Source organism: Micromonospora sp. NPDC050417 (genome assembly GCF_044458865.1).
Lineage (GTDB): Bacteria > Actinomycetota > Actinomycetes > Mycobacteriales > Micromonosporaceae > Micromonospora_G.
Map to the genome: position 1 here is coordinate 1 of NZ_JBITIH010000015.1, position 23469 is coordinate 23469.

Here is a 23469-nt window from a genome sequence, read left to right on the forward strand (position 1 = left end):
GTACGAGGCCACAGGCTTCACGAGGCGGGACGCCCCGGCGCTGCTCCGGTCGTACGCGATGTATAACGACCCCACCCCCGCCAACATTCCACCGATCATGGCCCCGAGCATGTTGATCAAGCCCAAAAACCTCGCACCGAAGACAGCCGGTACGAGTGGTGGGCATAGGTCAGAGGGCCTGCGGTGAACCCCGAAGAGTGGGGCCGCCTGAAGCGAGCCAAGCCCCTTCGCAATCAGGCACCGAGTCGGCCGCACACACAAACGGGGCGGCCCGCCGACGTCGGCCAACCGCCCCCACGGGGTGTTAGGAAGGGCCCCTTGTTATACAAAAAGCGATAACAAGGGGCCCTTCCTTACTGCTAGCTGGCGCCGGAGGTGCGGACGAGGGTACGGATCTGGCGCAGCAGTACGGAGAGGGCCGCCAGATCGGAACGGGACTCGTCGAACTCGCCCATCGCCTTCTGCGCACGGTTGATCGAGGTCTCGTTCGACTCCTCCCACTCCCGTACGCGTTGCTCCGCCGGCACCGAGTCGGAGGTCGACTGGAGCACCTCGGCGGTGAGGGCGGCGAGGGCGGCGTACAGGTCGTAGCGGAGCGCCATCCGGGCCAGGGTCTGCCAGCGGTCCTCCCGTGGCAGCAACGAGATCTTCGACAGCAGCGAGTCGACCCGGAACCGGTCGGAGAGGACGAAGTAGACCGAGGCGACCTCGCCCACGTCGCGTCCGGTGACGGCCGCCGTTTCGACCACGTCGAGCAGGCCGAAGCTGTACATCAGCCGGGTCGCCTGTTCGGCGAGTTCCTGCGGCAGACCTCGGGAGACGAGCAGGTCGACGTGGGCGGCGAGCGCCTGACGTTCGCTGCCGCAGAAGAGGTGTCCCAGTTCCGGCAGGAGCCGGGAGACGCCGTCGCGGAGCCGGGCGATTTCGCCGGGTACGTCGATCGGCGAGCGCCGGTTGGTGACGAGCCACCGTACGGCCCGGTCGAGCAGGCGCCGGGTGTCGAGGTAGACGCCGGTCTGCACCTCGGTCGGCACCTTGTTGTCGAGCGCCTCGACCGCGTCCCAGATCTCGCGCAATCCGAACACGTCGCGGACCACCACGTAGGCCCGGATCACGTCGGCTGCGGTGGCTGCGGTCTCCTCGACGACCCGGTAGATGAACGAGATCCCGCCCCGGTTGATCGCCTCGTTGACCAGCACCGTGGTGACGATGTCGCGGTGCAGTCGGTGGTCGGCCATCCGGTTGGCGAACCGCTGGCGTAGTGGCGTCGGGAAGTAGCCGGCGAGCACGTCGGCGGTCCACGGCTCGTCGGGCAGCTTGTCGGCGAGGATCTCCCGCTCCAGGACGATCTTGACGTACGCGAGCAGCACCGCGAACTCGGGCGCGGTCAGCCCGTTCTCGGTGCGTACCGCCAGTTCCTCGTCCGGCGGCAACGCCTCCAGCTCACGGTTGAGGGCGCCGGACTTCTCCAGGTCGCTGATCATCCGGCGGTGCACCGGCAGCAGCGAGGCGGCCTGGGCCTGGGCGTTGCCGATCGCGCGGGCCTGGTCGTAGTTGTCCCGCAGCACGTGCTCGGCGATTTCCTCGGTCATCTCGGCGAGGAGTTCGTCGCGCTCCGGAACGGTCATTTCGCCGTCGGCGACCGCCGCCCCGAGCAGGATCTTGATGTTGACCTCATGGTCGGAGGTGTCCACCCCGGCGGCGTTGTCAATGAAGTCGGTGTACATCCGCCCACCGGCGAGCGCGTACTCGATCCGGCCGAGCTGGGTGAAGCCCAGGTTGCCGCCCTCACCAACGACTCTGGCGCGCAACGCCTTGCCGTCGACCCGGATGGCGTCGTTGGACTTGTCCCCGACCTCGCTGTTCGACTCGGCGGTGCCCTTGACGTACGTGCCGATGCCGCCGTTCCAGAACAGGTCGACCGGTGCGGTGAGGATCGCCTTCATCAGCTCCTGCGGCGACATGGCGTCCACCTCGCCGTCGAGGCCGAGCACCGCCCGGACCTGCGGCGTGATCGGGATGGTCTTCGACGTACGCGGGAAGATGCCGCCGCCTTCGGAGATCAGGTTGGCGTCGTACTCCTCCCACGACGAGCGGGGCAGGTCGAACAGGCGCCGCCGTTCGGCGAACGAGGCGGCCGGGTCCGGGTCCGGGTCCAGGATGATGTGCCGGTGGTCGAAGGCGGCCACCAGTTTGATGTGCTCGGAGAGGAGCATCCCGTTACCGAAGACGTCACCGGACATGTCGCCGACGCCGACCACGGTGAAGTCCTGGGTCTGGGTGTCGACGCCCATGTCGCGGAAGTGCCGCTTCACCGACTCCCAGGCACCTCGGGCGGTGATGCCCATCTTCTTGTGGTCGTAGCCGGCGGATCCACCAGACGCGAACGCGTCGGCCAGCCAGAAGCCGTGCGACACGGAGATCTCGTTGGCGATGTCGGAGAAGGTGGCGGTCCCCTTGTCCGCCGCGACCACCAGGTACGGGTCGTCGCCGTCGTGCCGGACCACCTCGCGCGGCGGCACGATCTGCCCACCGACCAGGTTGTCGGTCACGTCGAGCAGAGCGGAGATGAACTTCTTGTAGCAGATCACCGCCTCGTCCCGGTCGCCCGGCTTCTGCTTGAGCACGAAGCCGCCCTTGGCCCCGACCGGCACGATCACCGCGTTCTTCACCATCTGCGCCTTGACCAGGCCCAGCACCTCGGTACGGAAGTCCTCGCGCCGGTCAGACCAGCGCAGCCCGCCCCGGGCCACCGGCCCGAACCGCAGGTGTACGCCCTCGAAACGGGGTGAGTAGACGAAGATCTCGTACTTCGGGCGAGGTGCCGGCAGCTCCGGAATCGCCTGCGGGTCCAGCTTGAAGGCCACGTACGACTTCGGCCGCCCGTCGGTGGCCCGCTGGTAGAAGCTGGTCCGCAGGGTGGCCTGGATCAGCGTCAGGTACGACCGCAGGATCCGGTCCTGGTCGAGGCTGGTCACCTCGTCCAGCGCCTCGCCGATGCTGGTCACCAGTTGCTTGCTCTGCAGCTCCCGCTGGCCGGCGTCGAGCTGCGCCGTGGGCGAGAAGCGGACCTCGAAGAGCCGTACCAGCAGTGAGGCGATCTCCGGGTAGGTGATGAAGGTCGACTCCATGTACTCCTGGGAGAAGACCGTGCCGGCCTGGCGCAGGTATTTCGCGTACGCCCGCAGCACCACCACCTGCCGCCAGGTGAGACCGCCACGCAGGACCAGTTCGTTGAAGCCGTCCACCTCCGCCTCGCCACGCCAGGTGGCGGAGAAGGCGTTCTCCACGTGCGGGCGCACCTCGGCCAGGTCCCGCGCCCCGTCCTGCAACTGGAGGCCGAAGTCGTACAGGTAGATCCGGCCGTCGACGCGTTCCACCTCGTACGGGTGCTCGTCGACGACGCTGACCCCGAGCGAGTGCAGGACCGGCAGGACGGCGGAGAGCACCATCGGCTCGCCGTACCGGTAGACCTTGAACCGGACCTCCACCTCGTCGTCGGTGGGCAGACCGGCGGCGCCGGGACGGGGCGGGCGCTGCTTGCGGAACATGTGCATCTCAAGTTGGCCGGGCTCTTCCAGCAACTCCAGCTTGGCCAGGTCCTTCATCGCCTCGTAGGGCGTGTGGTCGTCCTTGTAGCCCTCGGGGAAGGCGTCGGTGTACCGGCGGAAGAGGCGCTTGGCCTGCTCGTCGCCGAGTTTGCGTTCCAGGACGAGGCGGTAGTCGTCGTCCCAGAGCCGGGTGGCGTCGGCGAGCCGCTCGGCGAGCAGGTCCGCGTCCACCGGGCCGGGCGGGTTGGCCGGGTCGGTCCGGACGATGAAGTGCACCCGGGCGAGCATCGACTCGGTGACCCGGGTGGTGTAGTCGACGCCGATCCCGTTCAGCTCACGCAGCAGGATCTCCTGCATCCGCAACCGGTTCTGGGTGGTGAACCGGTCTCGGGGCAGGTAGATCAGGCAGGAGATGAACCGACCGTAGCCGTCCCGGCGCAGGAAGAGCCGTAGTTGGCGGCGTCCCGCCATGCGCAGTACGCCGATCACCGCGTGGTACAGGTCGTCGGTCTTGATCTGGAACAGCTCGTCGCGCGGGTACGTCTCCAGGATCTGGAGCAGGTCCTTGCCGGAGTGGCTGCGCGGGCTCAGGCCGGAGCGCTCCAGCACCTCGGCGACCTTGCGTCGGACCACCGGCAGTTCCCGCACGCTGGTCCGGTACGCCGACGTGGAGAAGAGGCCCAGGAAGCGGCGTTCGCCGACCACCTCGCCCGCCTCGTTGAAGATCTTGAAGCCGATGTAGTCGAGGTACGCCGACCGGTGCACGGTGGCCCGGGAGTTGGCCTTCGTGATGATCAGAAGGCGCTTCTCCAGCACCTTGTCGTGCGCCTCCGGCGTCATCGACGCGAGCACCCGGGGCGAGGTCGAGTCCTGCCGGAGGATACCCAGACCGGTACCGAGAACCGCCTCCAGCGCCTGCTCCGCGCCGCTGCCGTCCGGTCCCACACCGGTGTCCGTGCCGACCCCGACGCCCTCCGCGTCGACCAGCCGGTACTCCCGGTAGCCGAGGAAGGTGAAGTGCTCGTGGGCGAGCCAGCGCAGCAGCTCCACCGAGTCGGTGATGTCCTTCTCCGGCACCGGTGGCCGGTTCTCCGACGTACGGGCGGCAGCCAGCTCGTCGGCGAGTTCCAGGGCCCGCTGACGCATCTTCGGCCAGTCCTCGACCGCTTCGCGTACGTCGGTCAGCACCCGCTGCAACTCGCCACGGAGCTTCTCGCGTTCGGCCGCGTCCCGGATCGGGTCGATTTCGATCCGCATCCAGCTCTCGACCACGTCGCCGTCGATCGCGTCGTCCGGCTCGACGTCGGCGGCGACCTCGGTCAGCCGGCCGAGCGGTTCACGGCGCACCACGACCAGCGGGTGCACCAGCATGTGCAGGTCGAGGTGGTGCGCGGTGAGCAGCGCGGTCACCGAGTCGACCAGGAAGGGCATGTCGTCGGTAACGATCTCGATCACGGTGTGCTGCTGTTCCGGGGCCGGCTCGTGGATCCGGAGCTTCAGCTCGCCCGGCACCCGCTGCTGGGCCAGGTCACGGTGGGCCTGGGCGGCGGAGAGCATCTCGGCGGCGGTGAAGCCGATCAGTTCCTCGTCCGGGGCGAACCGCCAGAACCGGTCCACCAGGGTCGCCGCGTCGTGATCGTCGCCGGCCAGCGCGACCGCGTGGGCGACCAGCCGTTCCGCGTTCGGAACCGGCTCGTCGAGATCAGCGTCCTCGACGTCGTCGGCCAACGCGTCCGCCGGCAGACCCAGATCATAGAGCGTGTCGACGCTGGCACCCGTCACGCCGCTGTCAAGGCGAGGGCCGTGGCCGTCGTCGTCGATCACCGGGTCAAAGCCGTCGTCCCGGCTGGTCTCTGCCTGCCGGAGATCGGGCTCCGGAAACTTTATCGCCGGACGCCGGTCCATCGGTGCCACTCCCCTCGACCCACCGCGTTGTGGGTACTCAATCCGCCCAGTATGCCTCTGTCGGTTCTCTCCTTGATCGGCGGACCGACAGCCGGACGTATGGATCGCGACTTCGCCCTTTCACCCCTTGTGGGTACGGAACACGGGTGTTCCTGAGTACCCCTACTCAGCGCGTCATCACACCTGGATCTCGACTGGTCGCGAGCCCGGTTCGTGGGCACGACCAGCCTCGACGCCCGTACTACCGTCAGGGGTCGAATCGGGGATGAACGACCGAAAGGTGCTTGACAGCACATGCGCCCACACGGACACCGCCACAACGACAACCTTGACCGACGGCGCCGTCTGCGGCGGCCGGTGCTCGCCGCGCTCACCGGACTCGGTCTGGTCGCCACGCTGCTGACCGGATGCTCCCGGGAGGCCCCGCCGGAACAGGCGGTGGACGACTTCCTCCGGGGGTGGCAGGAGCGCAAGCTCGACCAGGTCCGGTTCGTCGACGGGCAGGGGCAACAGATCACCGGACCCAAGGTGGCCGAGGAGATCGCCTTCCTGACCGGCGACCTGCCGACACCGGCGGTACGCCGCGACGGCGAGGCGTCGGTCGGCGGGGACGCCGCGACAGCGAAGCTGACGGTGGACTGGACACTGCCTGGTGGCACCCACTGGGCGTACCCCACGACGGTGCGGCTCAAGCGTGACACCGAGGACCGCTGGCGGATCATCTGGGAGCCGCGGATCGCCCACGACGAGCTGACCGAGGGCGACCAGCTGACCCTACGACGGGTCAGCGCCACGCGTGGGGCGATCCTCGACGGCGCCGGGGCACCGATCGTCACGCCCCGGTCGATCATCGTGGTTGGCGTCCAGCCGAGCGAGGTGACCGACGTACCCGCCCTGGTCAAGCAACTGGAGACGGCGTTCAAGGCGATCCGGCCGGCAATCAGCCCGCCGATCGAGCTGAGTGACCTGCCGGATCGGATGAAACAGGCGAAGCCGGACGCCTTTGTCGACGTGGTGAGTCTCCGGAAGGAGGCGTACCAGCAGATCAAACCCCGTATCTACGACCTGCCGGGAACGAAGTTCCGAGAGGAGCAGCGGGAACTCGCCCCGACCCGGGAGTTCGCCCGTGCCCTGCTCGGCTCGGTCGACCCGGTGCAGAAGGACGACCTCGACGCCAACCCCGGCGTCTACGTCGAGAGCGACCTGGTCGGCCACGGCGGCCTCCAGGGGCAGTACGAGAAACGACTGCGGGGCACCCCGGCGAACACCGTGGTGATCAGCCGGAGGAACCCCGACGGCAAGATCGAGCCGACCGACACCGAACTGTTCCGTACCGAGCCGACTCCGGGGACGCCGCTGCGGACGACCATCGACGTCAAGACCCAGAACGCCGCCGACGCCGCCCTCGCACCGGACCCGCACCGGACCGCGATGGTGGCGATCCGGATCAGCGACGGCTCGGTACTCGCCACCGCGAACGGTCCCGGCGGTGGGGCGGAGAACCTCGCCCTGACCGCACAGGTGCCGCCCGGCTCGACCTTCAAGATGGTCAGCACCCTCGGCCTGCTCGACGGAGGCGCGGTCAGCCTGGACGCCCCGGTCGCGTGTCCGAAGACCTTCACCGTCGACGGGCGGTCGTTCAAGAACTCGAACGACTTCGAACTGGGCAACGTACCGTTCCGTACGAACTTCGCGAAGTCCTGCAACACCGCGTTCGCCGCGGTGGCGCCGAAGCTCGGCGACACCGGACTGGCCGACGCGGGCCGCAGCCTCGGCCTCGAAGCCACGTGGGACCTGGGTGTCGAGGCGTTCACCGGCAAGGTCTCGACCGGCGGTTCGCCGGCCGAACGGGCCGCCGCCGCCTTCGGCCAGGGGACCACCCTGGTCAGCCCGATCGCCATGGCCGCCGCCACCGCCGCCGTCGCGAAGGGCCAGTGGCAGCAGCCGAAACTCGTCCTGGACCCGGCGCCGCCCGCGTCCGCGCCAGCCGGTCCGCCGCTGAAACCCACGTCGGTGGAGCCGTTGCGGACGATGATGCGCGAGGTGGTCACCGTCGGCAGCGCGACCGCGCTCAAGGACGTCCCAGGCGGGCCGGTCCAGGGCAAGACCGGGACCGCGGAGTACGACGACAACCCGGCACACACCCACGCCTGGTTCGTCGGCTGGCAGGGCGACGTGGCGTTCGCGGTCTTCGTGGAGAACGGCGGCGGCAGCGGTGAAACCGCGGTCCCGATCGCCGAGCGGTTCCTCCGCAACCTCGCCGCCCGCTGACGGCACCGGACGCGGAACCCTGGTCGTCGGTAGCCGCCGCTCCGTGCGGGGCGGCGGCGCCGCCGGTCAGGCGGGTTCGGCCGCCGTACCCGGGGCGTCGACCTCGGTCGCGCCGGTGCCGGCGGCCGGGTCCACCGCCGGGGTACGCCGAAGGCGCCCCGGGCCGGCGGACGGCGGCGGTCCGACCGGTTCCGGCGTACGTGGCAACGGCGCCGAAGCGGTGACGCCACGGCCCTCCTCCGGGTCCTCCTCTTCCCGTCCGGGCGCCGGAGAGAAGGGAGCCGCTTCGGTGGCGCGGCTGTCGTCGTCGCGCGTCAGCCGAGGCTCGACAGCCGAAGCGGAAACCGGGGCTGGTGTCGGCACGGAGACCGAAGCGGGCGCCGGGACCGGAACCGGCTCGACCGGGATCGCCTCGACACCCATGCCGGCCACCGACGACAACCCGCGCCGGGGTGCGTTCGACGCCTTCCCGGCACGGGCCGACGCACGATCGGCACCAACGTTCGCCACCTCGGCGCCGAACGCGCTGACCGGGCCGAACGCGCTGGTCACACCCGTCGCCCCGGTTCGCACGGAGGTGCCGGCGGGAGCCGACGCGGCGGCGGGTTCGCGTACGGACCGCAGCCCACGACCGGTGGCGGAGGGCTGGGTCGGCAGCAGCCGGGCCGGCGGGTTCTCCGGAGTCGTGACCGGGGCCAGTCCGGCCGCCAGGGTGCCGACGATCTCGGCCGCGTACGTACCCTCCGGGTCGTAGTCGGGGTCGAAGACGGTGATCTCGACGCCGAGGCAGTGCGGGGTGTCGACCAGCCCGGCAAGGAGCAGCTCCAGCTCCGGGAAGGCGATGCCACCGGGGTCGGGCGCGTCGACCGCGGGCATCACCGCCGGGTCGAGTACGTCCACGTCCACGTGCACCCAGTAGCCGGCGCAGTCGGCGAGCTGGTCGTGCGCCCACTGCGCGGTCCGGGCCGCCCCCTCCGCCCGCAACATTGGCACCGGGCGGGTCACGATGCCGGCCGCCTGGAGGTCGAGCCGGTACTCGTCCTGGGCCCGGACTCCGAGCACCACCACGTCGACGTCACGGAAGTACGGTCGGCGCCCCTCGATCGAGGCGAGGTCGGGCTGCCCCCGCCCGGTGACCAGAGCCAGCCCCTCCCCGGCGGCGGCGCCGACGTACGACGCGTTGCCGGGGTGCCGGAAGTCGGAGTGTCCGTCGACGTAGACCAGACCGATCCGGCCCCCTACCGCCTCGCCGAGGCGGTGCATGGCCAGCGCGGAGCCGAGCACGATCGAGCAGTCGCCACCGAGCACGACCGGAAACTCGCCCCGGTCGATGATGGCACCGATCCGCTCGGCGAGCGCCCGCGAGTACGCCGCGATCGCCCCGGCGTGGGCGACCCCGTCGCCGGGGCGCCAGTCGCCGGGGTCGTACCGCGACGGGGTGAGGCAGCCCGCGTCCCGGGCGCCGAGCCGGGCGATCAGGTCCTGGTCGCGCAGCGCCCCCGGTGCCTTGGCACACCCCGGCACCGACGTGGCGGTGGGTGGACGCAGGCCCAGGTTCGAGGGTGCGTCGAGGACGGCGATCCGGCGCATCATGAGCTCCCGTCCTCGTTGCCGACCGCGGGGCTGACCGGTGTGCTACTCGTACTCACCTGGTCAGGCCCTCCGAACCCATGTGATCACACTTTCCCCACGCCCTGGGTCAGGCATTTCGCACTTGCCTCAGCCGACTTTTCACGCTCCATGGTCATCCGTTGCGCCACCGTCCGGCCGCCCGGCCAGCCGGGCGCCGGTCAGAACAGCGCGCTGGCGAGCGCCCGCCGGGCCCCGGCCACGGCCGGATCGTCCGGACCCGCCACGGTGAACAGGGAGATCAGGTGCCGCCGGATTCCCTCCCGGTCGTCGCCCGAACTGCGCCGGACCAGGCCGACGAGCCGCGCGTACGCCTGCTCGGCCTGCCCGCTGAGCACCTCGATGTCGGCGGCCAGCAGGTTCGCCGGCACGTCGTCGGGCTTCTCGGCGGCGGCGGCGAGGGCGGACGTCGGGTCGACTCCGGTCACCCGCCGGGCCAGCGCGACATGCGCCAGGCCCGCTTCGGCTGCGGCGTCCGCCGGGGCATCAGAGAGGATCTTCTTGTACGCCCGCTCGGCCGCGTCCAGGTCACCGGTGATGAGTGCCTCGTCGGCCTCGCCCAGCCGGGGATCCTCCGCGGTTGCCACCGCCACTCCGCCGGCCTTGAGTACGGCGTCGATCCACTGCCGTAGCTGCGACTCGGGCACGACCCCGGAGAAGGCGTCGACCGGCTGGCCGCCGATCACCGCGTAGACCATCGGGATGCCCTGCACCCGGAACATCTGGGCGATCCGGGGGTTGCTGTCAACGTCGATCTTGGCGAGCACCCAGGCGCCGCCACCCTCCTCGGCCAACCGCTCCAGCACCGGCGAGAGCTGCTTGCACGGCTCGCACCACTCGGCCCAGAAGTCGATCACGACCGGTGTGGTCAGGGAGCGTTCCAGCACCTCCGACTGGAACGTCGCCTCGGTGACGTCGATGACCGCGACGCCACCTCCGGCCGCGGCGCCGGACGGCGCGGCAGCGGGTGCGGACGGGCTGGCCGGGGGCGTTCCGGCGGGTCGGGCGGTCGGCTGGGCGGCGCTGCGCAGCGCGCCGAGGTCTACCGCGCCGCGAGTGAAGATCGACGAGGTGATCCGTGGGTCGCTCATGGTTGTCTAGTCTCGCACGCGCGACGCCCAACCCAGACCCGCCGCCACGGCCGCGAACATCACCCCGGCCAGCGCTCATGGCACGAAAATCGGGAATAGATCCGGTCAGCACGGTGGCGTGAGCGGGGACTGCCGCTCGACGAAGACCGGAGATGGTCACCAGCCAGCCACCTGGCCACGTCAGCGGCGACCAGTCCGACCCACGAGGCGCCGGTCACCACCGGCCGGTACGACCACCGCGCACCGCCCCGGCCGGCCCCGCCACAAGGTCAGGAAGGGCCCCTTCCTCTACCGAAAACGATAAGAAGGGGCCCTTCCTTACCCGGGGTCAGAAGCGGGCGGGCTCGCGGTAGATGCCCCACTCGCCGCGCAGGGCGTCGCAGATCTCGCCGAGGGTGGCCTCGGCGCGTACCGCGTCGAGCATCGCCGGGATCATGTTCTCCTCGGTCCGGGAGACCTCCACCATCCGGGCCAGCGCCGCCTCGACCCGGGCCGCGTCCCGGGCGTTCTTGCGTTCGGCGAGGACCCGACGCTGTTCCAACTCCACCTCGTGCGAGATGCGCAGGATCTCCAGCTCCTTGGCGACCGTACCGGTGTGCACGTTCACTCCGACGATCTTCTTGTCGCCCTTCTCCAACGCCTGCTGGTAGCTGAACGCCGCCTCGGCGATCTGGCCGGTGAACCAGCCGTCCTCGATCCCGCGCAGGATGCCGGAGGTCATCGGGCCGATCGCGTGCGGCCCGTCGCCGGCGAGTTGACGGATCCGGGCGAAGATCTCCTCCGCCTCGGCCTCGATCCGGTCGGTGAGCGCCTCGACGTACCAGGAGCCGCCGAGTGGGTCGGCGACGTTGGTGACACCGATCTCCTCCATCAGCACCTGCTGGGTACGGAGGGCGATCTCGGCCGAGGAGTCGGTCGGCAACGCCAGCGTTTCGTCGAGGGCGTTGGTGTGCAGCGAGTTGGTGCCGCCGAGCACCGCCGCGAGTGCCTCCACCGCGGTCCGTACGACGTTGTTGACCGGTTGCTGCGCGGTCAGCGAGACGCCGGCGGTCTGGGTGTGGAAGCGAAGCCAGAGCGCCCGCTCGTCGGTGGCGCCGTAGACCTCGCGCAGCCACCGGGCCCAGATCCTGCGGGCCGCCCGGAACTTGGCGATCTCCTCGAAGAAGTCGAGGTGGGCGTCGAAGAAGAAGCTGAGACCGGGGGCGAAGACGTTCACGTCGAGCCCCCGGGAGAGTCCGAGTTCGACATAGCCGAAGCCGTCCGCGAGGGTGTACGCCAATTCCTGTGCGGCGGTGGAGCCGGCTTCCCGGATGTGGTAGCCGGAGACCGACAGCGGCTTGTAGCGCGGGATCTCCTTGGCGCAGTAGGCCATCAGGTCGCCGATCAGGCGCAGGTGCGGCTCGGGGGCGAAGAGCCACTCCTTCTGTGCGATGTACTCCTTGAAGATGTCGGTCTGCAGGGTTCCGTCCAGTGCGGACAGGTCGGCACCCTGCCGCTCGGCGGCGACCAGGTACATGCAGAAGACCGGTACGGCCGGGCCCGAGATGGTCATCGAGGTGGTGGTGCCGGCCAGGTCGATTCCGTCGAAGAGGTTCTCCATGTCGACGGCCGAGTCGACGGCGACACCGCAGTGCCCGACCTCGCCGAGCGACTGGGCGTCGTCGGAGTCGCGCCCCATCAGGGTCGGCATGTCGAAGGCGACCGAGAGGCCGCCACCGCCGGCGCCCAGGATCATCTTGTAGCGCTCGTTCGTCTGGGCCGCGTTGCCGAAGCCGGCGAACTGCCGGATGGTCCAGGTCCGGCCCCGGTAGCCGGTCGGGTAGAGACCCCGGGTGTACGGGTACTCGCCCGGCCAGCCGATCCGTTCGAAGCCGGGGTGGTCGGTGCCGGCTGGCGGCCCGTAGACCGGTTCGACGGGCATGCCGGACAGGGTGGTGAAGTCGGCGTCGCGTTTGCGGGCCGCGTCATACCGGGCCTGCCAACGGGCCCGGCCGGCATCGATCTCGTCGGCGTTCATCCGGAGTGCTCCTCCTTGAGTCCTCGACTGCAGGTCGAGCATAGAGGGCGTTCCTGAACGATCGCTAAGCAAGCATGCCGGTCAGGACCTTCCGCCACCGGATCGGCGGCGACCCGGGGGCGAAAGGTCCCAGAATAATGGCAATTAGGAGACTGGCCGACCGACCGGCGTACGGGCTCAGGCTCCGGCGGCCGGCGCCGCCGGCAGCTCGATGTCGTCGACCTTCACGTTGACCTCGGTGACCTGGAGGCCGTACTTCTCGACCGCCTCGATCACCTTGACCCGTACCGCCTCGGTCACCTCGCCCACGACCTGGCCGGCCTCGATCACGATGACCACGTTGATGACGGCAGCGGTGCCCTTCACCTCCACCGAGACACCACGCCCGGCGTCACCCACCTCGTCCAGCCCGACCCGGTCCAGCACGCTGTTGAAGAACCGCGCCACGTCACCACCGAGATCGGCGACGCCCGGCACCTCACGTGCCGCCGTACCGGCGATCTTCTCCACGACCTCCTCGGAGATCGCGGTGGTGCCGCGCGGCGCCGCCGTGGCCTCCGCCGCGGTCCCGGCGTCGCCCGTGGTGTTCTGCACAACCTCGCTCATGCTTGCTTCTCCCCTGGTCTCGGCGCCGACCCGGCGCCCTGCGCGATCAGGGAGCCTACTCGCCAGTCCCCAGCCGCACAGTGACCTGACGGATAGTGTCCACCTGGGACGGAGCTGTCCCGGCAGGTCCGAGGACCGTCCTCAGGCGCCAGTCGTCGCCGGCCGCCCAGGCGCCGGCCGCCCAGGCGCCGCCCGCCCCGGGGGCCGCGCCGCCGACCGCGACCTCAGCCGGCGACGCGCTGGTCCAGCTCCGCGAGCAGCTCACCGGCGGCGGCGTACGGGTCCAGCGAACCATCGGCGACCTTGGCGGCGAGGGTGGCGAGCCCGGTGCCGGCGTGCAGCGAACCGAGCCGTGCCCGCAGCACACCGAGGGCGATCGCCTCCACCTCGGCGGTGGCCCGCGCCTCGCGGCGACGCCGCAGTTCGTCGTGCTCGACCAACCAGGCCCGGTGCCGTTCGACCGCCCCGAGGATGTCGTCGATCCCCTCGGGGCGGGCCGCGACCGCCCGGACCACCTGCGGGCGCCACTGCCCCGGCCCACGCTCACCGAGGGCGATCATCCCCTGGATGTCGCGGACGGTGGCGTCGGCGCCGTCCCGGTCGGCCTTGTTGATGACGAAGACGTCGGCGATCTCCAGGATGCCGGCCTTGACCGCCTGGATCGCGTCACCCATGCCCGGCGCGAGCAGCACCAGCGTGGTGTCCGCGAGCGAGGCGACCTCGACCTCGGCCTGCCCGACGCCGACCGTCTCGACCAGCACCACGTCGCAGCCGGCCCCCTCCAGCACCCGTACCGCCTGGGGCGTCGCCGCGGCGAGTCCGCCGAGGTGACCCCGGCTGGACATGGACCGGATGAAGACGCCCGGGTCGGTGGCGTGCTCCTGCATCCGTACCCGGTCGCCGAGGATCGCCCCGCCAGTGAACGGACTCGACGGGTCGACGGCGAGCACCCCGACCCGGTGACCTTCCGCGCGCAGGGACCGGACCAGCTCGTTGGTGGTGGTCGACTTGCCCACCCCGGGCGCTCCGGTCAGACCGATCACCTGGGCCCGCCCGGCGTACGGCGCGAGCGCCGCCGCCACCTGCGGCAGCAGTTCGTCCCCGGACTCGACCAGGGTGATCAGACGCGCCACCGCCCGCGCGTCGCCGTCGCGGGCCCGGGCAACCAGCAGCGGTACGTCCCGACCGCGTCGCACCGTCACTGTCGCTCGCCGGCACCGCTCGGTACGTGAATGATCAACGCGTCGCCCTGGCCACCACCACCGCAGAGCGCCGCCGCACCGGTGCCGCCGCCCCGTCGACGCAGCTCCAACGCGAGTGTCAGGACCAGCCGCGCGCCGGACATGCCGATCGGGTGGCCGAGGGCGATCGCGCCGCCGTTGACGTTGACGATCTCGTCGCTGATCCCCAGGTCACGGGTGGACTTGATGCCGACCGCCGCGAACGCCTCGTTGATCTCGACAAGGTCCAGGTCGGCGATGCCGAGACCGGCCTTGCGCAGCGCCTGGTTGATCGCGTTGGACGGCTGCGAGTGCAGCGAGTTGTCCGGTCCGGCCACGTTGCCGTGCGCGCCGATCTCGGCCAGCCAGGTGAGCCCGAGTTCGACCGCCTTGGCCTTGCTCATCACCACGACCGCCGCCGCGCCGTCCGAGATCGGCGAAGAGCTGCCCGCGGTGATCGTGCCGTCCGGGGTGAAGGCGGGCCGGAGCCGGGCCAGCGTCTCGACCGTCGTCTCCGGGCGGATCCCCTCGTCCGCGCTGATCACGACCGGGTCGCCCTTACGCTGCGGCAGGTGGACCGGGATGATCTCGTCGGCGAAGATGCCGTTCTTCTGCGCCGCGGCGGCCCGCTGGTGGCTGGTCGCGGCGAAGGCGTCTTGCTCCTGCCGGGTGATGCCGTGCCGGGCCCCGTGCCGCTCGGTCGACTCCCCCATCGCGCAGCAGTCCCAGGGGTCGGTGAGGCCGTCCAGCGCCATGTGGTCCTTGACCACCACGTCGCCGTACTTGTAACCGGCGCGCTGGCCGAGGAGCAGGTGCGGGGCGTTGGTCATCGACTCCATGCCGCCGGCCACCACCACGTCGAACTCGCCGGCCCGGATCAACTGGTCGGCGAGGGCGATCGCGTCGAGCCCGGAGAGACAGACCTTGTTGATCGTCAGGGCCGGTACGGACATCGGGATGCCGGCCTCGACCGCGGCCTGGCGGGCGGGGATCTGACCGGCGCCGGCCTGGAGCACCTGTCCCATGATCACGTACTGCACCTGCTCGGGGGCGACCCCGGAGCGCTCCAGGGCGCCCCGGATGGCGATCCCGCCGAGCTTGGTGGCGGGCAGGTCCTTGAGGTTGCCCAGAAGCCGCCCCATCGGGGTACGCGCACCGCTGACGATCACCGAAGCCATGACTCTCCGCCTCCGAGGGTGGGCCGATCGTGCACCTTAACGATTGTTCGGCCAGACTAGCGCCATGGCAGAAGAGCACCCCGACGAGACCGCTGCGGACTACGTCACAGACATAGGTCTCCAACGTATCGATCACGTCGGTGTGGCGGTTGCCGACCTTGACACCGCGATCGAGTTCTACCAGCGGGTCTTCGGCATGCGGTGCGTACACACCGAGGTCAACGCCGAACAGGGCGTACGCGAGGCGATGCTCCAGGTCGGCCCGACCCCCGACGGCGGTCACCTGCAACTACTCGCACCGCTGTCGCCGGAGTCGACGATCGCGAAGTTCCTCGACCGGTCCGGGCCGGGTGTGCAGCAGGTGGCGTACACGGTCGTGGACGTGGACGTGGCCAGCGCCGTCCTGCGCGAGCGGGGCATGCGCCTGCTCTTCGACACCCCGAGGCGCGGCACCGCCGGCTCGCGGATCAACTTCGTCCACCCGAAGGACGCTGGCGGGGTGCTGGTCGAACTGGTGGAGCCCGCCACCGGGCACTGAGCCGCCGCACGGCAGTGAGTCGATGCCGGCAGCGAACGCACCGCTGGCGGACCGGTCGGGGGGAGCCGGCCGGTCCGCCAGCGGGCCGCGGTGGGGCCGGGTCAGGCCGGCACGGTGTCGTACGAGCGGATCAGGTCGGCCGGCAGCGGCTCCAGGTCGGTCGCGCGCAGGAAGTCTCCGAGGGTGGTGCCGGTGCACTCGGAGTCGACGTTGCGCGCACCCGCGCGTTCCTCGACGTCACGGCGGTTCACCGCACGGAAGTCGATGGAGAAGCGCGTCTTGCCGGAGGTGTTCGGCACGGTGGTGTGCAGTTGCGCACCGGAGAAGAGCAGCACGCCGCCGGGCGGGGTGATGACCCGGATGTCCGGCTCGCGGTTGATCTGCTCCTCGGCCTCCGGCTGCTTGCGGGTCTCCATGTCGACCTGCTGCGCGGCGGCGGTGCGCCCGTGCGCCACCCACTGGGCGTAGTTGTAGTCGCGGGAGCTGTTGCGCACCCCGGCGTCGAAGTACGGCGGATGGAAGGCCATGACGTTGGCCTCCTCGACGTCGTACACCGGCATCCAGAAGTTGAGCTGCGACATCGGGGCGGAGAACCAGGTGTCCCGGTGGGACTCGAACTGGAGGGTAAGGCCGGCGTTGAGGTATTCGCTGGTCATGCTCCGCAGCCGGGGTACGTCGAAGTAGGTCTGCTCCGGGTCGGCGCCGAGGTCGGCGAGCATCCCCCGGACCAGTTCCTTGCTGCGCGGATGGTTGATGAAGGTCGGCTTGAGGTCGGCCAGCACCCGTACGTAGTCGGGCCCGGCGAGGTGATGTTGCGCGTCCGGCGGGAAGTGCGGAGCGAAGGCCGACTCGGCCATCTCCCGGGCGAAGGCGACCAGCGCCATCGAGTGCGGGGTGGGCGAGTAGACGAACAGGTCTCCGCCGAAGAGCTTGCGCCGCCGCTCGTCGTCGGACATGGGCGAATCGAAGTACACCACCGTCATAGCGGCCTCCTGCGCGAAGGGATCCCAGCCGGGGGTCACGTTAAGCCGCACCACCGTGAACCCGAAAGGACCTCCGGGACGGACCTGGGCCGGTTGTCGACAATCCGACTTGGGTGCGACCGCCGCCGCGAAGACCGGCCGTACGCCGCAACGGTCCGCCTAGAGTCGGGCGATGCCCCCGCTCCCGTTCCGCTTCACCGCCTCGATGCCGCCGTTGAACCCGTCGGTGCCGCGGTGGCGCGACGAGATCCGCCGGATCGAACAGCTCGGCTTCAGCTCGGTGTCGGTCTCCGACCACTTCACCGGCGGCTGGGCGATGGACCCGCTGGTGGCGATGACGGTGGCGGCCGAGGCGACCACCCGGCTCCGGGTGCTCGGCATGGTCTTCTGCAACGACTTCCGGCACCCGGTGCTGCTGCACAAGTCGATGGCCAACCTCGACGTCTTCTCCGGCGGCCGGGTGGAGGTCGGGCTCGGCGCCGGCTGGCTCCGTGACGACCACGACGCGGCTGGCCTCCCGTTCGACCCGGCCGGGGTGCGCGTCGACCGCCTGGCCGAATCGATCGAGGTGGTGACCGGCCTCTTCGGCGACAAGCCGGTGACCTTCACCGGCCAGCACTACCAGCTCACCGAACTCGACGGCCTGCCCAAGCCGGTGCAGCGCCCCCGGCCTCCCCTGCTGGTCGGTGGCGGCAGCCGCCGGGTGCTCGAACTGGCCGGCCGCACGGCCGACATCGTGGGGGTCAACCCACGGCTCGCGCCGGACGTGGACCCGCTCGCCGCCGTCGCGGAGATGAGCCCGGAGCGGATGGACCGGAAGGTGGCCTGGGCCCGGGACGCCGCGCTCGCCGCCGGCCGTGACCCGGGCGCGATCGAGTTCCAGTTGCGGATGTTCGACGTACGGGTGACCGACCGGGGGGTCGAGCACCGCTCCACGTCGAGTCACGCCGCCCTCGCCGACCCGGTCGCCCTCGCCGCCTCCCCCTCGGTGCTGCACGGCGAGGTCGAGGAGTGCGTGGAGAAGCTGCTCGCCCTGCGCGAGCGGTACGGCATCAACTACCTGCACCTCGGCGGCAACCTGGAGGCGGCGGCCCCGATCGTGGCGCGGCTCGCCGGTCGCTGATCCTCCGACCGGAGGCCTGGTCACGTGACGACTATTCCTGCGATCGGCTGATTGCCTTTCCACCGGTTCGATGGAGGTCTATTCGCTCGTTCAGGCAAACGTCGGTGCCCGTTGGGACGTACGTCAGGAATGGAACGGCACCTGGTCCTGTCCATCCCCGCCGGGCAGCCGGAACACCCCTCGCCGACTCCGCGAGCTGGCAAGATCACGCCAGCGTACGCCAGGCCGGGTGTCCCTCGTTGACCATGTGAACGGCACGTGATAACGCCGGTCAGCTCTTGCGAAGGCCCCCGGTGTGTCTGCAAGTATGTCCCAATGCCCCAGCAGCAGTCCTCCCCTCTTACGTTCTTCGAGAACGCGAACTCTCAGCCCGACTTCACGGTCGCCCTTCGTGGCTACGACCGGGAGCAGGTCAACGGCCACCTCGGGCGGCTGACCGCGGCGCTGGCCCAGTCCGAGCAGGCACGCGCCGAGGCCGAGCAGCGGATGAACGACGCCCAGCGTCGGCTCCGCCAGGCCGAACAGCGCCTCACCTCGGTCGAGCAGAAGCTCACCGACACCAACAAGCAGCTTGAAGAGAACAGCCGGCCCACCCTCTCAGGGCTCGGCACCCGGGTCGAGCAGATCCTCCGGCTCGCCGAGGAGCAGGCGAACGACCACCGCAGCGAGGCCAAGCGCGAGTCCGAGGGCATCCTTTCGGCCGCCCGGCTTGAGGCGCGTGAGATCACCGACAAGGCGCGGGCCGAGGCTGCCGCGATGAAGGCGACCGCCGAGCGGGAGGCGGGCACCGTCCGCACCACCGCCGAGCGGGAGGCCGCCGAGGTCCGGGTGCAGGCCCGTCGCGAGGCCGACACGCTGCGCGCGGACGCCGACCGGGAGACCAAGCAGCTCCGTACGGTCACCGCGCACGAGGTGGCCGAGCTGAAGTCCACGGTTGAGCGCGAGGTCGCGACCCTGCGGGCGACCGCCGAGCGGGAGATCACCCAGCAGCGCGCGAAGGCTGCTCGGGAGGCTGAGGAGAAGCGCGCCGAGGCGACGAAGCTGCTCACCGATGCCCGGGACAAGCGGGACAAGGATCTACAGGCGTTGGAGCTCCAACTGGCCGAGCGCCGGGAGAAGTCCGAGCGCGAGGAGTCGGAGCGGCACGCCGCCCAGGTGGCGCAGACCCAGAAGCTGGTCGGCGAGGCCGAGCAGCGGGCCCGCGCCGCCCAGGAACGGGCCAAGGAGATCGAGCAGCGCGCCGAGGCGCGGCGGATCGAGTCCGAGCGCAACGCGGCGGAGACCGTGGAGAAGGCGAAGGCGCTGGCCGACAAGACCCTGAACGAGGCGCGGGCGGAGTCCAACCGGCTGCTCAACGAGGCGCGTACCGAGGCGGATCTGACCACGCAGGCTGCTCGCCGCGAGGTCGAGGACCTGACCCGGCAGAAGGACGCGGTCACCTCCCAGCTCGGGCAGATGCTGTCCGGCCTGGCCGGGATCGTGCCGACCGCGCCGCCGAAGGCGGACGCCAAGCAGGACGACGCCGGGGAGCGGAAGACCGCAGACGCGGCGAGCTGATCGGGTTCATCCGGCCGTCGCCGGATTGGTCGAACGGATTTGTCGGGCCGGATCTGTCCCGTTCCTCGGGACGGATCCGCCGAGCGGGGCAGGAGAGTACGTGGGGCCGTACCGGATGTGACCGGTACGGCCCTGCGGCCTGTCCGGGTTCAGCCGCGCGCTGGCGGGCAAGAACGACCCACCCTACCGAATCGGGCAGACGGCACAATAAGGAAGTAGTTACCTTCATCCCATCGGGCCGGACCGTATCGCCGCGAGACGACACAGCGCATGTGAGGATGGTGACATGTCGCACGGCGAGGAACTGTTTGCTCTTGGCGGGGAAGTGGCTACGGAGCCCAGCTTCGAGTCGGCCCTGAGGGGCTATGACAAACGACAGGTGGACCGGTACGTCGTTCGGGCGGAGAACGAGATCACCACGCTCGCCGCCGAGCGCGAACAGGCGTTCACCCAGATCCACAAGCTGGCCGGTCAGGTCGAGCAGCTACAACGAGAACTCACCGAGGTCCGGCGCCAGTCCGGCAACGTCGACCCGATGTCGCTTCGACACCTCGGCCCCGTCGTCGGACAGATGCTGGCCCTGGCCGAGGAACAAGCCAAGATCGTCCAGTCGGACGCCACGCGGGTCGCCGAGGCACAGCGTACGGAGGCCGACCGCATCCTCACCGAGGCCCGCGACCACGCGACCACCGCCCTGCGCGATTTCGAACTCGCCCTCGCCGCCCGCCGCCGCGAGGAGGAACAGACCGCCGCGAACCGCAAGGCGAAGGCCGATGCGGACGTGGCCGCCGCGTCAGCGGAGGCCACCCGCCTCCGAGAGGCCGGCAAAGCCGCGCACGAGCAGGGACACCGGGAGGGTGCACTGCTGCGACAGGCCGGCGAGGCGGCCCTTGCCAAGGCCCGGCAGGAGAGCGAGGCCACCCTGACCAAGGCCCGCAAGGAGAGCGAGGCGACCCGGGCCAAGGGCAAGCAGGACGGCGAGGCCGCGCTCGCCAAGGCCCGTCAGGAGAGCGAAGCCACCCTGACCAAGGCCCGCAAGGAGAGCGAGGCGACCCTCACCCGCGCCCAGCAGGAGGCGACCCGACTGCGCGACGCCGCCAAGGCCGCCCTCGCCAAGGCCAAGCAGGACAGCGAAACGACCCTGGCCAAAGCCCGGCAGGACGGCGAGACCTCGCTGTCCCAGGCCCGCCAGGAGGCGACCCGGCTGCGCGACATCGCCCAGGCCACGCTCGCAAAGGCCAAGCAGGACAGCGAAGCCGCCCTGGCCAAGGCGAAGCAGGACAGCGAGGCGGCCCTGGCAAAGGCGCGGCACCAGAGCGAGGCGATGACCACCAAGGCGCGGCAGGACGGCGAGGCGACCCTCGCCGAGGCACAGCGGCAGGCCGCACAACTCCGCGAGGCCGGCGAGACGGCGCTGGCCAAGGGGCGGCAGGAGGGTGCCCGGCTGCGCGAGGCCGGCGACGCCGCCCACGCCAAGGCCCAGCAGGCGGCGGAGCGGGTCACCGAGGAGACCGCGGAGATCGTCCGGCGGTCACGGGTGGACGCCGACGCGTACGTGGAGCAGGTCCGCGCCCAGACCCAGCGGGAGCTGGACGGCTGGCGGACCAGCGTGGACCACGAGATCGAACAGAAGCGGGCCACCATCGACGACGAGGTCGCCGCCCGCTGGAGCGTCGCGGAGCAGGAGCTGAACGCTCGGCGTACCGCCGCCGACCAGGAGTTCGCGCAGTGGCGGACCAGTATCGAACAGCAGCACGCGACGCAGCGGGCGGAGTTGGAGCGGGAAGCCGCCGAGATCCGGCGGGTCGCCGACGAGCACGCCGTACAGGTGCAGAAGCAGGCCGACGAGCACCTCGCCAAGGCGCGGCGGGAGGCCGAGGAGCAGGCGACCGCTGCCCGACGCCAGTTCGAGGAGTACACCGCCACCGCACAGCAGCACCTCGCCACCACCCAGCAGCACCTCGCCACCACCCAGCAGGAGGCCGCCGCCGGTCGGCAGCAGTTGGCCGAGGTGATGCAGGAGATCGCCAAGGCCCAGCAACAACTCGCCGACCTGCGGCAGGAGACGGTCGCCTCGCGCCAGGAGGCGGACAGCATCCAGCGCCGCCTCGCCGATGCCCACCAGCAGTTGGCCGGCGAACAGGAGCGACTGACCGGCACCCAGCGCTCGGCCGAGCACGCGGAACAACTGGTGGCGGAGGCCGGCGCGGACGTACAGCGGGCGGCCGACAGCGCCGTGGAGCGCCCGGCGGCCCGGCCCAGTCCGACCGCACCGCCGGAGGCGCCGGTCAACGCCGACGCGATCACCAGCGACGTGAACGGCGAGCCGACCGTCGCGGCGGTCCCGGGTGAGGGCGGGCGGGAGGCGACCGCCACCAAGATCACCAGCACCGGTGACAGTGGCAAGCTCAGCGCGAAACCGACCACCGACGAGCGGAGCGCGAAACCGACCACCGACGAGCGGAGCGCGAAGCCGACCACCGACGAGCGGAGCACCAAGCCCAAGAAGGTGTCGGTCGACGCCGAGCAGAAGGTGTCCGTCGAGTCCGAGTAACGGCCTCGTCGAGTCGGATCAGCCGGACCGGGGATGAGGGCCAGCGACCAGGCCGCACTGGAACGCGACCCGGAGGGTTCGCGCCGGGTCACTCTCCTGGAACTCTTCTTCGACCTGGTGTACGTCGTCGCGTTGGCGCTCATCTCGGGCCACCTCGCAACCCACCACACCTGGCTCGGTGCCATCGAGTCGCTACTGCTCCTGATGGGAATGTGGTGGGTCTGGTCGATCACGGCGTTCCTCACCGACCTGTACGACCCGCAACAGCTCTCGATCAAGCTGATCACGATCACGGTGATGCTGGGCAGCCTGCTGATGGCGGCGGCACTGCCCCGGGCCTTCGGCGAGTACGGTCTGGTCTTCGCGTGCGCCTATGTCGGCATCCACTTCAGCCGTGGACTCTTCCTCGTCCCGCTGCTGCGGGGGCAACAGGCCCAGAAACGCGCAATCCGAATCTTCTTCTGGTTCGCCCTCTCCGCCGTACCGTGGATCATGGGTGGGCTCGCCGACGACCCCGGGCTCCGAGCCGGGCTCTGGGGACTGGCGCTGGTGCTGGACTATGGCGCGTTCAGCCTGGGTTATCCCACTCCCCTGCTCGGCCGGCTGCCGAAGACGCAGTACAACGTCACGGCGGAGCACCTCGCGGAGCGCTACCAGCAGTTCATCATCATCGCCCTCGGTGACGGAATCCTGGTCATCGGGTTGACCTTCAGCAGGACCGACTTCGACCTCGGCCGGTCCCTGGCCTTCGTGGTCGCGTTCACCAGTTCCCTGCTGCTCTGGCGGATCTACTCCCACCGGGCCGGCGAGGTGCTGCCGCTGGCGATCGAGTCGGTTGTCGAGACGCGGCGGTTCTTCCGGGTCGCCCCGTACACCCACCTGGCGATGGTCGCCGGGATCGTCATCACCGCAGCCAGCTTCGAGATCATCCTTCGGGACCCGCTCGGCCACACGAACTGGGGAAAGGTCCTCGTCCTGCTTGGCGGCCCCGCCCTCTTCGTGCTCGGGCGCGCCCGGTTCGAATACGAGGTCTTCGGCCGGATCTCCACATCAAGGATGGTGGCGCTGCTGTTTCTCACCGCGCTCACCCCCGCGATGATCCTGCTGCCGCCGGTGGCGATCGCCGCCGCCGCGACGGTCGTCCTGGCCGGAATGGCGGTGTCGGACACCGCGCGCAGTTGGGGACGGGTGCCGGAGACACCGTCGCCGCCGGCCTGAGCAGCACCGGTCTGAGCAGCACCGGTCG

14 protein-coding genes and 1 pseudogene are annotated in these 23469 nt (G+C 70.4%); 7 read left to right on the forward strand and 8 right to left on the reverse strand.

Features of this window, described 5'->3' with window-relative positions:
• Positions 1-187: hypothetical protein (locus ACIBF5_RS19840; RefSeq protein WP_396813614.1), on the forward strand; the 187-nt coding region annotated here is incomplete at its 5' end.
• Positions 188-359: 172 nt separating this feature from the next.
• Here ACIBF5_RS19840 and ACIBF5_RS19845 read toward each other — a convergent pair.
• On the reverse strand, positions 360-5456 hold the full coding sequence (locus tag ACIBF5_RS19845; RefSeq protein WP_396813616.1) for an NAD-glutamate dehydrogenase: 5097 nt from the start codon (positions 5454-5456) through the stop codon (positions 360-362).
• Between the two features lie 294 nt (positions 5457-5750).
• Between ACIBF5_RS19845 and ACIBF5_RS19850 the strand changes: the two genes are divergently transcribed.
• Entirely contained in the window at positions 5751-7727 is a 1977-nt protein-coding gene (locus ACIBF5_RS19850; protein WP_396813618.1) for a penicillin-binding transpeptidase domain-containing protein, read from the forward strand.
• Positions 7728-8404: 677 nt separating this feature from the next.
• On the opposite strand, the pseudogene ACIBF5_RS19855 reads toward ACIBF5_RS19850, so the two are convergent.
• The 6 genes and pseudogenes from ACIBF5_RS19855 to ACIBF5_RS19880 form a co-directional block, all read right to left on the reverse strand.
• A pseudogene (locus tag ACIBF5_RS19855) lies at positions 8405-9320 on the reverse strand (arginase family protein); the annotation flags it as partial.
• Between the two features lie 197 nt (positions 9321-9517).
• Positions 9518-10447 carry a tetratricopeptide repeat protein gene (locus ACIBF5_RS19860; RefSeq protein WP_396813620.1) on the reverse strand — a complete coding sequence of 310 codons (930 nt, stop codon included), beginning with the start codon at positions 10445-10447 and terminating at the stop codon, positions 9518-9520.
• A gap of 328 nt (positions 10448-10775) precedes the next feature.
• Positions 10776-12464, reverse strand: a complete 1689-nt coding sequence (locus tag ACIBF5_RS19865; RefSeq protein WP_396813622.1) for a methylmalonyl-CoA mutase — start codon at positions 12462-12464, stop codon at positions 10776-10778.
• Between the two features lie 177 nt (positions 12465-12641).
• On the reverse strand, positions 12642-13070 hold the full coding sequence (locus ACIBF5_RS19870; protein WP_396813624.1) for an Asp23/Gls24 family envelope stress response protein: 429 nt from the start codon (positions 13068-13070) through the stop codon (positions 12642-12644).
• A 224-nt stretch (positions 13071-13294) separates the two neighbouring features.
• Positions 13295-14266 carry a methylmalonyl Co-A mutase-associated GTPase MeaB gene (gene meaB / locus ACIBF5_RS19875; RefSeq protein WP_396813950.1) on the reverse strand — a complete coding sequence of 324 codons (972 nt, stop codon included), beginning with the start codon at positions 14264-14266 and terminating at the stop codon, positions 13295-13297.
• Positions 14267-14268: 2 nt separating this feature from the next.
• Entirely contained in the window at positions 14269-15468 is a 1200-nt protein-coding gene (locus ACIBF5_RS19880) for an acetyl-CoA C-acetyltransferase (protein WP_396813627.1), read from the reverse strand.
• 64 nt (positions 15469-15532) lie between these two features.
• Between ACIBF5_RS19880 and mce the strand changes: the two genes are divergently transcribed.
• Positions 15533-16006, forward strand: coding sequence for a methylmalonyl-CoA epimerase (mce, locus tag ACIBF5_RS19885; RefSeq protein ID WP_396813629.1), 474 nt, complete (start codon positions 15533-15535; stop codon positions 16004-16006).
• Between the two features lie 101 nt (positions 16007-16107).
• On the opposite strand, the gene ACIBF5_RS19890 is transcribed toward mce, so the two are convergent.
• Positions 16108-16989 carry a hypothetical protein gene (locus ACIBF5_RS19890; protein WP_396813631.1) on the reverse strand — a complete coding sequence of 294 codons (882 nt, stop codon included), beginning with the start codon at positions 16987-16989 and terminating at the stop codon, positions 16108-16110.
• A gap of 172 nt (positions 16990-17161) precedes the next feature.
• Here ACIBF5_RS19890 and ACIBF5_RS19895 point away from each other — a divergent pair, with 172 nt between their 5' ends.
• From ACIBF5_RS19895 to ACIBF5_RS19910, 4 genes are all read left to right on the forward strand, one after another.
• A complete protein-coding gene (locus tag ACIBF5_RS19895; RefSeq protein ID WP_396813633.1) occupies positions 17162-18112 on the forward strand; it encodes a TIGR03621 family F420-dependent LLM class oxidoreductase in 951 nt (316 codons plus the stop codon).
• 315 nt (positions 18113-18427) lie between these two features.
• Positions 18428-19669 (forward strand): cell division protein DivIVA, encoded by a 1242-nt coding sequence (locus ACIBF5_RS19900; RefSeq protein ID WP_396813635.1) that lies wholly within the window; start codon positions 18428-18430, stop codon positions 19667-19669.
• 379 nt (positions 19670-20048) lie between these two features.
• Entirely contained in the window at positions 20049-22223 is a 2175-nt protein-coding gene (locus ACIBF5_RS19905) for a hypothetical protein (protein WP_396813637.1), read from the forward strand.
• A gap of 33 nt (positions 22224-22256) precedes the next feature.
• A complete protein-coding gene (locus ACIBF5_RS19910; RefSeq protein WP_396813639.1) occupies positions 22257-23441 on the forward strand; it encodes a low temperature requirement protein A in 1185 nt (394 codons plus the stop codon).
• Positions 23442-23469 lie beyond the last annotated feature (28 nt).